This window comes from Streptomyces sp. AP-93 (assembly GCF_022808175.1).
GTDB lineage: Bacteria > Actinomycetota > Actinomycetes > Streptomycetales > Streptomycetaceae > Streptomyces.
Genome location: NZ_JALGBX010000010.1, coordinates 93,604 through 107,774, shown reverse-complemented (window position 1 = coordinate 107,774; position 14,171 = coordinate 93,604). Strand labels below are relative to the sequence as shown.

Sequence of the window (14,171 nt, the reverse complement as noted above, 5' to 3'; positions counted from 1 at the left end):
GACCCTGACCCCAAGGCCCCGGACGTGCTCACCCGTACATGCTCAGCAGTTGCTCCGCCGACAGTTCCGCCACCGACTCGGCCACCGCGCCCGGGAGCGGGAGTTCGAACCAGACCGTCTTGCCCCGGTGGGTGCGGCGGGTGCCCCAGCCCGCGGAGAGCAGGCCGACCAGCTGGAGGCCGCGGCCGCCCTCGTCGGTGTCCCGTGCCCGGCGGCGGCGGGGCTGGACCAGGTTGGCGTCCCAGACTTCGCAGACCAGGGTCCGGTCCAGCAGGAGGCGCAGCCGGATCTCGCCCTCGCCGTACCGCAGGGCGTTCGTGACGAGCTCGCTCACCAGCAGTTCCGTGGTGTCGAGCAGTCCCTCCAGGCCCCACGCGGGCAGCTTCGCCCGCGCCAGCTCGCGGGCCCGGCCCACCGAGCGGGCCTCGCGCGGGAGCTGCCAGTCGCCGACCGCGTCCACCGGGAGGCCCTGGACCCGGGCCATCAGCAGCGCGATGTCGTCCTCGCCGTGCCGGGTGTCCAGGGTGTTCAGGACGTGGTCGCAGACCTCCTCCAGCGGGCGCGCGGGGTCCGCCAGCGCGTCCCGCAGGCCCCGTAGGCCCTCCTCCAGCGGGTGGGTCCGGGATTCGACCAGGCCGTCGGTGTAGAGGGCGAGCAGCGCCCCTTCGGGGAGTTCGACCTCGACCTCCTCGAAGGGTTCCCCGCCGACGCCCAGCGGCATCCCGGTCGGTATCTCCAGCAGCAGTCCGGGGCGGGGCGCAGCGCCCTCCTCGACCGGTTCCACCAGCACCGGCGGCATGTGGCCGGCGTTGGCGATGGTGCAGCGGCGGGTGACCGGGTCGTAGACGGCGTAGACGCACGTCGCGAGGTACACCTCCGAGCGGTCGGCGTCCCGCGAGTGCAGCGCGGCCCGGGAGGCCTGCTGGGAGCCGCCGGGTGCGCCGAGGCCCCGGGCGATCTCGTCCAGCGCGGTCAGCACCTCGGCCGGTTCCAGGTCGAGCAGCGCGAGGGTCCGTACGGCGGTGCGCAGTTCACCCATGGCCACGGCCGCGCGCAGTCCGCGGCCCATGACGTCGCCGACGACCAGCGCCGTACGGTGCCCCGGCAGCTCGATGACGTCGAACCAGTCGCCGCCGACTTCGGTGGCGGCGTTGCCCGGCAGGTAGCGGCAGGCGATGTCGAGTCCGGCGGCCTCCGGGTCGCCGGGGGGCAGCAGGCTGCGCTGGAGTATCAGCGCGCGCTCGTGTTCGCGCCGGTAGAGCCGTGCGTTGTCGATGCACACGGCGGCCCGTGCGGCGAGCTCCACCGCGACCGCCCGGTCGCGTTCGCCGAAGGGCTCGCTGCCCTTGGTGCGGGAGAACTGCGCGAGCCCGACCACCGTGTCGTGCGCGACCAGCGGGACGACGAGCGTGGACTGGACGAGGTCCCCGGACTCGGGTCCGCCGCCCTCCACCAGTCTCGGCCGCGCCGTGCGCAGGGCGAAGGCCCCCGGCGATCCGGCCGGGTACCGGTGCACCTCCCCTACGGAGACCAGCGCGCCCGGGCCGGACAGCGGCGCGTCCGACACGGCCGAGGAGAAGGCCACCCGCCGCAGCGGCGCCGAGGGCGCGCGTCCCGTTCCGTGGCCGGGCAGGCTGGGCACGCCGGGGCCCTGCGGGCGGGCGGGGCGGTCGTCGTCGCCGAGCAGCAGCCCCTGGTAGAGGTCGACGGCGGCCAGGTCGCAGAAGCCGGGGACGGTGACGTCGAGGAGCTCGCGGGCGGTGGTCTCCAGGTCGAGGGAGTTGCCGATGCGGTGTCCGGCCTCGTTCAGCAGGGCCAGGTTGCGCCGGACCCCGGCGGCCTCGCGGGCGGCGAGGTGGCGGCGGGTCACGTCGATGCCGATGCCGGCGACCCCGATGGGGCGGCCGGTGCCGCCGTGGACCCGGTAGAGGTTGATGGACCAGTGGCGGTTGTCCCGGCTGCCGGGGGCGGCGCCGGTGATCTGGAGGTCGTTGACGGAGTCGCCGGTCTCCAGACACCTCCGGAGTGCGTCGGCCATCCGGTCGGCCTCGTGCGCGGGCAGGTAGTCGTGGACGGTGCGGCCGCGGTGCTCCTCGGCGGCGCCGCCGAAGACGGTCGCGAAGCGGCGGTTGGCCCGCTGCACGGTGAGGTCCGTGCCGAAGAGCAGGAACCCGAAGGGAGATTGACCGAATATCGCCTGCGAGGCGGCCAGATCGGATTCGATCCGGCGCAGCGCGCGTACGTCGACCACGACGCAGAGCGCGGCCCGCTCGGCGGATTCGGTCTGGGTCGGCATCACATAGATCTCGGCCACCCCGTGCGCACCGTCGCCGCCGGGGATCCGGAAGGGGATCAGGCCGGTCCATTCCTTGCCGTCGAGAATCTCGGCCACCCTGCGGTGTGCGCCGGCGCGCAGCTCCGGGGGCATGAAGGCGTCGACGGGGTCGCGGCCGACGGCCTCGGCCGCGGTCAGCCCGAAGATTTCCTCGGCGCGCAGACTCCACTGGTCGATCAGCCCGTCGGGCCCGATCGAGAAGGAAGCGACCTTTATGTAGTCATATATCGAGCCAGGCGGGCTGCTGTGCCACAGGGAGTCGCGCCAGGTCTCCCCAGACGCTTTCCCGGGCACACGGGCCTGATGTGCCTGTACAGGTATCTCGCTCACGCGACCGTCCCCTCCAGCTCACCGCAACCGGACCGGCCATGACCGAAGTATTCAGCACCACGGCGCTCTACGACACGGCCTTCGCGATCACAAAAAGATCCCGTTGTTTTCCAGCCAAGCTTTGTGATCGTCGATGGGCCCTCACCTTGTTACTCACCAGGAAGAGCCAATTCGAACCACACGGTCTTGCCCGACTTCCCGTGGCGGGTCCCCCAGCGCTGCGCGGAGACGGCCACGAGGTGGAGTCCGCGGCCCCCCTCGTCGTCGGGTTCGGCGATGCGCTCGCGGGGTGGATCCGGAAGCGGATCCGAAACCTCCACGAGAAGCGCGGGACCCGAGGGGGCGTCGGCGGCGGCTGGATTGCGCCGTACGAGACGGACACCGATGGGGCCGGAGGCGTACCGCAGGGAGTTGGTGACCAGCTCGCTGACCAGCAGTACGGTGACGTCTCCGACGGAGTCGAGACCCCAGTCGCGAAGAGTGCCGCGCACCGCGTGGCGGGCGGTGCGGACGGCACCCGGTTCGGCGGGAAAGGCCCATTCGGCGCATTCACCGTCTGTGTCGATCACGCCGATCACTTCCCGGGCCGGCTGGCGACCCCAGTCCGGTTCGACAGGGAGGACAGAGCCTCGTGTGCAAGTGCGAGATAGGGATTAATAGCGACATACCCGATATTCGTGGCGTCGTACCACTCGGCCCCCCGCGGACCGGCGCACTGTGGCGCAGACGGCCTAGCGCGTGCGCGTCACGCGCCCCCGCGACCGCCGTGAACCCCGTGGACCCCGTGGACCCCCGCGACCCCGCGAACCCCGTGAACTCCTCCGGCAGCGCTCAGCCGGCGGCCCGCCTCGGCGACGGCCGGGCGGTCCTGGTCGAGCCAGTCCACCGAGTCCAGCTCCTCGGGCCGCAGCCAGCGCAGCTCGTCGTGGTCCTCCAGCGGGAGCGGATCGCCCGAGAGCAGCCGGGCCGTCCACACGTGCAGGACGAGGCCGGGCTTCAGCGGCCACTCCCCCGGGATCCGCTCCAGCGCCTCGGTCTCCACGCCGAGCTCCTCGCGCAGCTCCCGTACGAGCGCCTCGGGTACGGATTCGCCGGGCTCGGCCTTGCCGCCCGGGAGCTCCCAGCGGCCGGCGAGCTCCGGGGGCGCGCTCCGGCGGGCGGCCAGCAGGCGCCCCTGATGACAAAGGGCTCCGCCCACGACCACTCGTACAGTCATGAGCGGAGCCTATGGCAGCGGCGGCGACGGGTGCGCCGCACCGCTCAGTTCCTCGTACCGGTCCGGCCGGCGGTGCTGTCCTGACCGAGGCGCTCGATCCAGTAGAGCTGCTTGTGCCCTCTGTCCTCGAGGCTGTCGGCGACCTTCTGGGCCTCGGCCCGGGTGGAGTACCGGCCCACCCGGTAGCGGTTGCCGTTGTCGTCCTCACGTATGACCAGCCACGGGAGCAGGGCACCGCTGTCGTTCATCGCGTTTCACCCTCCGCCGACGTACCTGCCCGGGAAACCGCATTGCGCATATGCCCGAGCCTACGCCCGACCTTTACTCAGCGGATACGGTTTTTCACGAAGAGGTACCTCGCAGGCGTACGCATCCGGCCATGCGTACGAGTGGGCCGTGCGCGCCGGTTCAGACCCCGCGCACGGTCGGCGGCGGCAGGATCAGGGGGCGCCGGAAGTGTCTTCTCCCTGGCGGTGGCGGTCAGATGGCAACGGTGGGGCCTTCGGGTCGAGCGGTGTAGGCATAGCCGTCGGCTCGTTGGAGGAGCCGGAAGTGTTTGTGGCGGATGCCCTGAATGAGGCCGTGTGTGGTTTTGATGTTGAAACTGCCGGTGGCACGGACGGCAATACGGCCGGTGTGCGTGCCGGCCTTCTTGCCCGTGGGGACGACGGCCCGGGCGAGGTCTCCGGTCTGGTAGCCGAAGAACTGCTTCTGCCTGGGCAGTCGTAGGCGGGGGAAGCCGTACTTGTCGGGGCAGGTGCGGGTATAGCTGCCGCGCCCGGTTGCGGTGACCGCGAGAACGCGGGCCGGGGTGCGGGTGACGGTGTCGAGCTCGCCTACGCAGAGGGCGTCGAGGGTGTGGGTCTTGGGGGTGCCGGTCCGCTGCCGGTTCCATTTGGTGCGGCCACCGGATGCGGTGCGCACCGTGGGGAAGGCGGCGTCGAGGGCGCGCCAAAGGGCCCAGCGGGTGGCGTTGACGGCTGCCGCGTCGCGGAGTGGGGCTTTGGCCTGGGCGAGGATGCGGGCCAGCACGCGCGGGGACTTACCGAGAAACTCTTCGACCGGCTGGTTGGACTTCTTCTCGTTGCAGGGGATGCAGGCGGTGCACAGGTTGGAGATGCGGTCGCTACCGCCGCGTGAGCGCGGGTGGATGTGGTCGATATTGAGCGGCACCCCCGTGATACCGCAGTAGGCGCAGGCCCTCCCCCACTTGGCGAGGAGGTATTCGCGGGCTTCCGTGCCGTGCAGGGTGCCGTACTGGTACTCGGCTCCCTCCAGCGGTCCGCCGTGGGACATGACATGGGTGTCGAACGCGACGCGCTCCACATGCACCGCGCGAACGGGTGCCCAGCGCGCGAGGCGTGTCATCCACGACATGGTGGTATCCACGCGGTGACGCAGCGACGGGGCGAGCCAGCCTGTGGGGCGGGTGCGGTTGGAGAAGCGGGGTGCGCGGTAGCGCAGGTTGCGTGAACGCCTGCCACGACGGTAGGCGGCACGAGTGGTGAGCTTGTCCCGGATCCGGCCACCCCGGTGGGTGAGCTCGACCGTGTACAGGCCACGACGCTCACCGTCCTTCGCAGTGAAGACAGCGATGCCGGTGCGCTTGGACCCGGGGTCTATCCCGAGTTCCACACTGTCCACCTGCGACTGGCCGGCGGTGCGGTCTTTGAGCCGGATGACGAACGGAGTGTGCCGGGCCACGACGGCCCTGCCCTGACGGAGGAGCCGGCGGGCCCTCGCGGGACTGGTGGGTTGCAGCGGATGGCCGTGCTTGTCCAGGACGAACACGACGGGGTGGCCTTCACGGGCCTTCTCCCCAACCTGATGGTTGGGGGTGACGCCACCGATGCCAGGTGAAGCATCGGCGGTCTCCCCTCGCACATGTTCCACGCCGGTTACCGCAGAGCGGTGTTCGAGTCCCGTTTCGTCCCCGATCCGAGGGGTGTCTGCTGACTCGAATTCCAGAGCAGCCCGCTGAGGAAGCACGGACTGGTGGGTCTTCTCGCCTACGTGGAACGTAGCCAACTTCGTTCACCTCCACATGTGGATTGTTGGCTGGTGCTGGTAACGGCGGCCCTCAGTCAGTGCCGCTGACAGCCCCCTCCTTCAGGAGGGAGATCCCGTTACCTCACCGGCAGGTGGTACGCCAGGCGGTAGCGGTCGGCCGGGACGATGACGTCGGCGGTTTCCACGGCGCGGCCGGAGGCGAAGTAGGTGCGCCCGATCACCAGGACCACGTGCCCCGGCACCCCGCCGAGCTGCACGCTCTCCTCCGCCAGGCCCGGTCGCGCCCCGACCTCCTCCACCACGTTGTCGACGATCACGTCGATCGCCGCCATCCGGTCGACGACCCCCGCGCCGCCGAGCGGCCCCTCCTCCGGCAGCATCACCGGCGTCCGCCCGGTCACCGTCAGCGGCTCCCAGGAGGTGGACAGCATCATCGCCTCGCCCGCGTCGCGGTAGACGTACCGCGTCCGCATCACCCGCTCGCCCGGTTCGATGCCGAGCCGTTTCGCGATGTCCGCCGGGGCGTCGGCCTGTTCGCTGCTGGAGTCCCAGGTGCCGCGCGCGCCCGAATCCGCCTGTTCCTGCCGGAAGGGGGTCGAGACCCCGCCGGTGCGGTAGCCGGAGCGCGCGACGCGCCGCGGGACGGGTTGTTCGCGTACGTACGTGCCGGATCCGGACCGGCCCTCGACCAGACCCTCCGCCATGAGGACCTTGCGCGCCTCCAGGGCCACCGTGTCGGAGACCCCGTATTCCTCACGGATCCGGGCCTGCGAAGGGAGCCGGGCGTGCGGAGGCAGGGACCCATCGACGATCTTCCGTCGCAGATCCCCGGCGACGCGCAGATAGGCCGGCTGCTCGCCGAAAGTCACAGGCCACTCCCATCAGGTTGACAGACAGCTACACCCTGGCAACCGACGGTTGTCCATCGCAAGCAAGGGCCAGAGTTTCACCCGAAGTGATGAAGCCAGGTCACCCAAACCCACGCGTCACACCCGTTACGCGGACTCCCTGGAAGGGCTCCGCGCGGGACCCGGCGAGGTGCCCGGCGGACCCGACCCGTTCCCCTCATTCCCCTCTGACCCCACCAGCCACTCGGGAACCGTCGTCGACAGTCCGTACGACCCGCGCAGCGCCTTCTCCAGCTCGACCGGCAGCGCGGCGAACGCCCGGTCCCACGCGTCCAGGAACGCCTCCTCGGTCGTCGCCCGCGCCGCCTGCTGCCACGCGAGCCGTGCGACCTCCAGCCGCTCGCGCTGCACCCCGGCCGGACCGGCCGGACCGGCCGACTCGGGCCGCTCCTTCGCCGTGTCCAGGAACCGCGCCTCGGCGCCCAGCGCCTCGTCCATCTCCCGCGCCCAGGCCCGGTAGGACGGCAGGTCGTCGGCCACGTCCCCGGCCGGCTCCTCGGCCAGCGCCTCGTCCACCCCCTTCATGACCCGCAGGAAGGCCACCTGTTCGGGCGTCAGCATGCCGCCGTCGTTGCGCAGGCTGCCGCGCTGTTGCCCGTCAGCCGTGCCGATCACGCACACGATCCGCCGGTCCCCGTCGCGCCAGCTCCCGCGCGAGGGCGCGAAGTAGTACATCCCCGCGTACGAGGGCAGGGCCCACGTGTCCATCGCGTACGTGTCCTGCGCGCTCCAGCAGTCCCGCACCGCGATGTCCCGCACCTCCTGCACACCCGGGTACCGCTGCTCGGTCATCGAGGCCGCGGAGGTGACCTCCGCGTCGTGGACCTCGGCGCAGTCGATCCGGTACATGGGGGTCTCCTCGGCGAGCAGGCCCCCGTCCGGGACGTTGAAGCAGTGCCCGACGCGCAGTTCGGACGCGTCCACGAGGGTGCCCGCCACGGACTCGTACGTCCCGGCCCCGCCCAGGGAGCGGCCGCGTCCGTCGAGCGCGTCCAGGGCCCGTACGGCCACGGGGACCGCGAGGACGGCGGCGACGCTCATCACCAGCGACACCACCAGCCCCCAGACGGCGAGCGCCGCACCCCGCTCGCCCTTCTTCTTCGTCTGCACGAGCGCCACGATCGCGAAGACGATGCCCAGCGGCGGGAAGCAGAGCAGCCCGACGAGCAGGGAGGCGAGCGCGAAGCCGTTGAACGGGGGCGGCCCGGACGCGTACCCCTGCGGGGGCGGGGCGGGCCAGAGGTGCGGGGGCTGGGTGCTCACGGGGCTCCAGGAAGCGGGGCGAACGAATGCGCGAATGGTACGCAGCGGGGGCGACCGTCGAAACGGTCGCCCCCGCCTGTTCATCGCGTCCCTACTGCCCGGGCATCAGAACCGGAACGTCAGAGCCGGAGCCTCAGAACCGGAGCATCAGAAACCGGAGCCTCAGAACTGGAGCGCCCAGGAGTCGATCTTGCCGGTGTCGATGTTCGCGTTGTCGTTGACCCGGAGCTTCCACACGCCGTTGGCCACCTCGGAGGAGGCGTTGACCGCGACGGTCTTGATGATGTTGTCCGCGCTGCCGCCCGAGCGGTTGTGCAGGTTGTACAGGGTGCCGTCGGGGGCGACCAGGTCGACCTTCAGGTCACCGATGTAGGTGTGCTTGATGTCGACCGAGACGCTCAGCGTGGCCGGGGCGTTGCCGGAGATCCCGCTGACGGTGAGCGGCGAGTCGACGGTGGTGTTGTCGGCGATCGCGTAGTCGTTCAGGTTCTCGAAGCGGGTGCCCGGGTTGGGCGGGGTGGTACCGGTGCCGACGCGGAGCAGGCGGTTCGGGGAGCCGGTGCCGGGGCTGGTCACCACGTTCGGAGTCGAGGCGGCGACGAGGCCCGCGGAGATCTGGGCCGGGGTGCTGCCCGGGTTGTCCGCGAGGTAGAGGGCGGCCGCGCCCGCGACGTGCGGAGAGGCCATCGACGTGCCCGAGATGGTGTTGGTGGCCGTGTCGCCCGTGCCCCACGTGGAGGTGATCGAGGAGCCCGGCGCGAAGAGGTCCAGGACGGTGCCGAAGTTGGAGTAGCTGGCCTTGGCGTCCGTGTTGGTGGTGGCGCCCACCGTGATCGCCTCGGCGACGCGCGCCGGGGACTTGGTGGAGGCGTTGGCCGTCTCGTTGCCCGCCGCGACGGCGTAGGTGATGCCGCTGGCTATGGAGTTGCGCACGGCGGTGTCCAGGGCGGAGTCCGCGCCGCCGCCCAGCGACATGTTCGCCACGGCCGGCTTGACGGCGTTCTGGGTCACCCAGTCGATGCCGGCCACGACCTGGGCCGTCGTGCCCGAGCCCTGGTTGTTGAGCACGCGGACGCCGACGATCTTCGCCTTCTTGGCCACGCCGTACGAGGTGCCCGCGACGGTGCCGGCGACGTGCGTGCCGTGGCCGTGGCCGTCCTGGGCGGTGTTGTCGTTGTCGATGGCGTCGTAGCCGTCGGCGGCGCGGCCGCCGAAGTCCTGGTGCGTCTTGCGGACGCCCGTGTCGATGATGTACGCCGTCACACCCTCGCCGGCCTTGTCCGGGTAGGTGTAGCTCTGGTTCAGCGGGAGCGCCGCCTGGTCGATGCGGTCCAGGCCCCAGGAGGGCGGATTGGGCTGGGTGGCGTCGACGGTGAACACCCGGTTCTGCACGACGGACTTGACCGCGGGGTCGGCGGCGAGCTTCCTTGCCTGCGCCTCGGAGACCTCGACGGAGTAGCCGTTGAGGGCCGCGCTGTAGGTCCGGTCGATCCTCGCGCCGTACCGCTTGGCCACGGCCTTTCCGCTGTCCGCGGTGGAGCGGGCGGCGGAGTCGTTCAGGGTCACGATGTAGCTGCCGGAGATGGTGCCCTCCGCGCCGGCGTTCTCGATGACGCCCTGCGGGGTGAGCGGGGCCGCCGAGGCGGGTAACGCGAGGGCGGCTCCGAGGGCGAGGGCCAGGGTGGCGGTCGCTCCGATGCCGGTGATCCTCCGGCGGGTGTGACGCGTCGCAGACATCTGAGGGGTCCTCCTCATAGGTGGTGCGTTGCGGGGGGTGCGCGGCCGTCGGGCCTGTCGTCAGGGCATGGCTTTTAGCCATGCGCATGTCAAACAATTCGGCTCAACGATGCGCCGCTGACGAAAGGTTGGCCCACGGAGTCGCTCCACCACAAGAGGACAACGAACGCGTAACATCCGTGCCATACCTCGGCCATGAACGAGCAAAGGCTCACCGCACATGACGCACGCACTACCCGGCTACGTCTGCGGCGAAGACGGCACCCGCGCCGACGCGCGGACGGCCCCCTGGTGCTGCCCGGTCTGCGGCGGCCCCTGGGACCTCGACTTCACCCCCGACCCCACCGCCGTGCTGGATCCCGCGGCCGGCCCCCACTCGCTCTGGCGCTACGGCTCCGCCCTGCCGCTCACCGGGGCCTTCGCCGTGACGCTGGCCGAGGGCAACACCCCGCTGGTACCGCTGGCGGAGCGGGTGCACGCCAAGCTCGACTTCCTGATGCCCACGCTGTCCTTCAAGGACCGCGGCGCGGTGATGCTCGCGGAGCTGGCGCGCCGGCTGGGACCGGAGCGGGTGGTGGCGGACAGCAGCGGCAACGCCGGGACGGCCCTCGCGGCCTACTGCGCGCGGGCCGCACTGCACTGCGAGGTCTTCGTGCCGGAGGGCACCTCGGCGAAGAAGACGGAGCAGATGCGCGCGCACGGCGCGACGGTGACGGTGGTGCCGGGCGGCCGCGAGGCGGCGGCGGTGGCGGCCCGCGAAGCGGCCGACCTGCCGGGCGTGTTCTACGCCAGTCACGTCTTCAACCCGTACTTCCTGCACGGCACCAAGACCTACGTCTACGAGATCTGGGAGGCGCTGGGCGGCCACCTGCCCGAGGTGATCGTCGTCCCGGTCGGCAACGGCACGCTGCTGCTCGGGGCCGCGCTGGCGGTGGAGGAGCTGGCCCTGCGCGGGGTCCGCCCGCCGACCCTGATCGCCGTCCAGTCGGCGGCCGTCGCCCCGCTGGCCGCCGCCTTCCGCGCGGGCGCCGAGGACGCCGACGCCGTACCCCAACTCCCCACCCTGGCCGAGGGGATCGCGATCCCGGCTCCGCCGCGCGCCCGCCAGATCCTGGCGGCCGTCCGCAAGTCCGGCGGGACCTTCCTGACCGTCACCGACGACCGTGTCCGCGCCGCCCAGCTCGATCTGGCCCGGCGCGGCCTCTTCGTGGAGCCCACGGCCGCCGCCTGCTGGGCCGCGGTCGGCCCCACCGCCCCGGACGACCCCCTCCAGGGCCGCACCGCGGTCGTCCCGCTCTGCGGCGCGGGCGCCAAGACGGGACTGGCGGCGCCGGCGGCCTGACCGGGGCTGCCGCCCCGACCGGGGCGGACCGAGGGCGGACCGGCCGGAGCACCCCGGGCCGGGGACCCCGCGATGGGTGCAGAGGCCAACGACATAGGCTCCGCGTCATGCACACCCCAACGACCCGTGTCTGGATCGCCCTCGCCCTCGTGTACGTCGTCTGGGGTTCGACCTACCTCGGCATCCGCATCGTCGTCGAGACGATGCCCCCGTTCCTCTCCGCCGGGGCCCGCTTCATCACCGCCGGTCTCCTCCTGGCCGGCATCATCGCCTGGCGCGACGGCCCGGCCGCCCTCAAGGCCACTCGCGCCCAGGTGCGCTCCGCCGTCGTGGTCGGGCTGCTGCTGGTCCTCGGCGGCAACGGCCTCGTCGTCCTCGCCGAGACCACGGTCCCCTCCGGGCTGGCCGCCCTCCTGGTGGCCGCCGTGCCGATGTGGCTGGTCGTCCTGCGCGCCGGCTCCGGTGACCGCCCCTCCCCCCGCACCCTGGCCGGGGTACTGCTGGGCCTCGGCGGGCTCGCCGTCCTGACCAGCCCGGGGCTCGGCGGGGAGATCGGGATCGGCGGGGTGCTCCTGGTGCTGGCCGGCTCGGTGTCCTGGGCGCTCGGCTCCTTCTCGGCGGCGAAGCTGACCCTGCCAGCGAACCCCTTCACCGGCAGCGCCTACCAGATGCTCGCGGGCGGGGCCGGCGGGATCCTCGTCGGCCTGTGCCGCGGCGAACAGCACGGGCTGGACCTCACCTCGTACTCCACCGCGTCCTGGCTGGCCCTCGGCTACCTCGTGCTGTTCGGCTCGCTCGTCGGCTTCACCGCGTACGTCTGGCTGCTGCGCGCGGCTCCGCTCTCGCTGGTGGCCACGTACGCCTACGTCAATCCGGTCGTGGCCGTCGCCCTGGGCTGGCTCATCCTCGACGAGGCCCTGACCTGGCCGATCCTGCTCGGTGGCGCGATCGTCGTGGCGGCGGTGTGCGTGATCGTGAGCACGGAGCGCCGCGGCTGAGGGCCGGGAGACGGCCCGGCCGCCCCTCAGCCCGTGGCCTTCGCCGCCCGCTCGTAGAGGGCCTTCGCCCGGTCGTCGAACAGCGCGGCCGTGGAGTCCACGTCGGTGTCCCCGCCGCTCAGCACCCCGATGAGCTGCCCGGGCCGCCCCGGACCGCCGCGGTCGGCGATCCACGGGCTGCCGCTCGTCCCCGTCCAGAACCCCGAGCAGTTGATGTAGAGCATGGCGGGGTCGTCCTCGTCGTGCCGGCTCTGCGTCGTACAGGCGACGGGCTTGTTCTCGGGGTTGTGCTCGGACTCCGGGTAGCCGACGACGGTCACCTCCCGCTCGTAGCCGGAGGTCCAGACGGGCTTCGGGGCCTCCCCGCGGCCGACGACCTCCTGCAGGCTGCGCCCCTCGGCGTCCGGTTCGACGCTGAGGAAGGCGAAGTCGGCGGTGTCCTCGCCCCACTTGCTCCAGCGCTCGTCGACCTGCACGGAGCGCACCTTCCACAGCCCGAGGGGCCGCTGCCCGCCCTCGCCGGAGAAGGCGGGGGCGAAGGAGAGCTCGCCGATGGCCAGTCCGTCGTGCGCGGCCTCGCCCGGCTGCCCGTCCTCGCCGGCGGGGGTCACGCAGTGCGCGGCGGTGGCGACGACGTTGCCCTGCGGGCTGTCGACGACGCTGGCCGTGCACCAGTGCTCGCCGCCGGCCATGAGGACGCCGACGGTGGGGAAGGGGACCACCGCGCGGTCCTCGTAGCCGCCGGAGTCCTTGACGAACACCACGGCCAGCAACCCCATGGCCAGCAGCGCGGCGACCCCCGCGAGGGCGGCCGAGCCGATCCCGATCCCCTTGAGGCCGGGGCTCACCGCGAGGCGGCGCCGCTCGCGCCGCCGCTCGGGGCCGGCCGGGGCTTCGGGGTGGGTGCGGACATCACCTTGCTGATCCACTCCAGTGCGCCCTCCCTCATCCCGCGTACGTACGACTTCCCGTTGTGCTCACCATCCTGGATCACCTGCAGCCTGGTGTGCACGGGACCCTTGCCGTAGTCCTTCATGAACCGCTCGGCCTTCTCCCGGCCGGTTTCCTTGGTGCCGATCTGGAAGTTCACGTAGACGTCCGGGCCGCCCCCCGCGATCAGCTTCGCGGCGAGCTTCTCGGGGTTGTTCTCGTCCATTGCCTGCGTGTTTCCCTTCCAGAGCGGGGAATCGGGGACGACGTCGACCCCGCTCGCGATGGCCGCCTTGAAGCGGTCGGGGTACTTCAGGACGTGCTTGAGGGCTCCGAAACCACCCGACGAGGAGCCCATGAAGGCCCAGCCGTCGCGGGAGGTGAAGGTCCGGAAATTGGCCTTCGCGAAATCCGGGACGTCCTCGGCCATCCAGGTGCCCATCCTGGGCTGGCCGGGGATGTCGGAGCCGTCGAAGTGGTGCTTCGTGTCGGCGTTGATCACCGGCATGACCAGGATGAAGGGCAGGCTCTTGCCGGACTTCGCCCCGTCGCTCACGGCCTGCTGGAGGCCGAGGCCGGGGCCCGTCCCCCAGTAGTTCGTGGGGTAGCCGCGGCCGCCTGGCAGGGAGATCAGGACCGGGAAGGCGCTGTCGGCGTACGCCGGGTCGTCGTACTCCTTCGGCACCCACACCCACACGTCGCCCGTGAACCCGGACTTCTTGCCCGTCAGGGTGGTCTTGGCGATCTGCGTGCCGTCCGGCAGCCGCGAGGTCCGGACGAACGAGGCCTTCGGCCCGGTCGGCATGAGCACGCCGGGCCCGACGTGCGAGGCGGCGGACGCCGCGGGCTGCGGCTTCCCGAAGGAGACGGGATCGCCTATGTCCGAGAAGAGGCCGTAGTGGTACGCGGCCGCGCCGCCGCCCGCCACGAGGGTGAGCCCGAGGCCCGCGCTGATCAGGATCGTGCGCAGCCGGCGCTTGGGGCGGCGGACCCCGGTGGCGGCGTGGTCCCCGGTCGCGGCGTTGTCCCCGGTCGCGTCGGCGCCGTCCCCGGTCCTCGCGCCGGCGCCCTCGGTCGTGGCGGTGGCGTCACCCTGCAGGTC

12 protein-coding genes are annotated in these 14,171 nt (G+C 71.9%); 2 read left to right on the top strand and 10 right to left on the bottom strand.

Annotated features, from left to right (window positions below; translation table 11 throughout):
• Nucleotides 1-28 precede the first annotated feature (28 nt).
• From MTF69_RS18340 to MTF69_RS18305, 8 genes are all read right to left on the bottom strand, one after another.
• Nucleotides 29-2,629, bottom strand: coding sequence for a SpoIIE family protein phosphatase (locus MTF69_RS18340; protein ID WP_243336141.1), 2,601 nt, complete (start codon nucleotides 2,627-2,629; stop codon nucleotides 29-31).
• Between the two features lie 185 nt (nucleotides 2,630-2,814).
• A complete protein-coding gene (locus MTF69_RS18335; protein ID WP_243335873.1) occupies nucleotides 2,815-3,243 on the bottom strand; it encodes an ATP-binding protein in 429 nt (142 codons plus the stop codon).
• A gap of 167 nt (nucleotides 3,244-3,410) precedes the next feature.
• Entirely contained in the window at nucleotides 3,411-3,881 is a 471-nt protein-coding gene (locus MTF69_RS18330; RefSeq protein WP_243335870.1) for a (deoxy)nucleoside triphosphate pyrophosphohydrolase, read from the bottom strand.
• Nucleotides 3,882-3,925: 44 nt separating this feature from the next.
• A complete protein-coding gene (locus MTF69_RS18325) occupies nucleotides 3,926-4,129 on the bottom strand; it encodes an SPOR domain-containing protein (RefSeq protein ID WP_243335867.1) in 204 nt (67 codons plus the stop codon).
• Nucleotides 4,130-4,361: 232 nt separating this feature from the next.
• Entirely contained in the window at nucleotides 4,362-5,774 is a 1,413-nt protein-coding gene (gene iscB / locus MTF69_RS18320; RefSeq protein WP_243335858.1) for an RNA-guided endonuclease IscB, read from the bottom strand.
• A 233-nt stretch (nucleotides 5,775-6,007) separates the two neighbouring features.
• A complete protein-coding gene (locus MTF69_RS18315; protein WP_243335847.1) occupies nucleotides 6,008-6,760 on the bottom strand; it encodes a GntR family transcriptional regulator in 753 nt (250 codons plus the stop codon).
• A 126-nt stretch (nucleotides 6,761-6,886) separates the two neighbouring features.
• Nucleotides 6,887-8,062 carry a DUF4190 domain-containing protein gene (locus MTF69_RS18310; protein WP_243335845.1) on the bottom strand — a complete coding sequence of 392 codons (1,176 nt, stop codon included), beginning with the start codon at nucleotides 8,060-8,062 and terminating at the stop codon, nucleotides 6,887-6,889.
• Between the two features lie 162 nt (nucleotides 8,063-8,224).
• Nucleotides 8,225-9,799: a S8 family peptidase gene (locus MTF69_RS18305; protein ID WP_243335843.1), complete on the bottom strand. Its 1,575-nt coding sequence runs from the start codon at nucleotides 9,797-9,799 to the stop codon at nucleotides 8,225-8,227.
• 220 nt (nucleotides 9,800-10,019) lie between these two features.
• Between MTF69_RS18305 and MTF69_RS18300 the strand changes: the two genes are divergently transcribed.
• Both MTF69_RS18300 and MTF69_RS18295 read left to right on the top strand, forming a co-directional pair.
• A complete protein-coding gene (locus MTF69_RS18300; protein ID WP_243335841.1) occupies nucleotides 10,020-11,141 on the top strand; it encodes a pyridoxal-phosphate dependent enzyme in 1,122 nt (373 codons plus the stop codon).
• 107 nt (nucleotides 11,142-11,248) lie between these two features.
• On the top strand, nucleotides 11,249-12,139 hold the full coding sequence (locus MTF69_RS18295; protein ID WP_243335840.1) for an EamA family transporter: 891 nt from the start codon (nucleotides 11,249-11,251) through the stop codon (nucleotides 12,137-12,139).
• Between the two features lie 26 nt (nucleotides 12,140-12,165).
• Here MTF69_RS18295 and MTF69_RS18290 read toward each other — a convergent pair whose 3' ends face one another.
• On the bottom strand, nucleotides 12,166-13,068 hold the full coding sequence (locus MTF69_RS18290) for a serine protease (RefSeq protein ID WP_243335831.1): 903 nt from the start codon (nucleotides 13,066-13,068) through the stop codon (nucleotides 12,166-12,168).
• A complete protein-coding gene (locus MTF69_RS18285) occupies nucleotides 12,984-14,039 on the bottom strand; it encodes an alpha/beta hydrolase (RefSeq protein ID WP_374323357.1) in 1,056 nt (351 codons plus the stop codon). Before MTF69_RS18285 ends, MTF69_RS18290 begins: the two co-directional genes overlap by 85 nt.
• Nucleotides 14,040-14,171 lie beyond the last annotated feature (132 nt).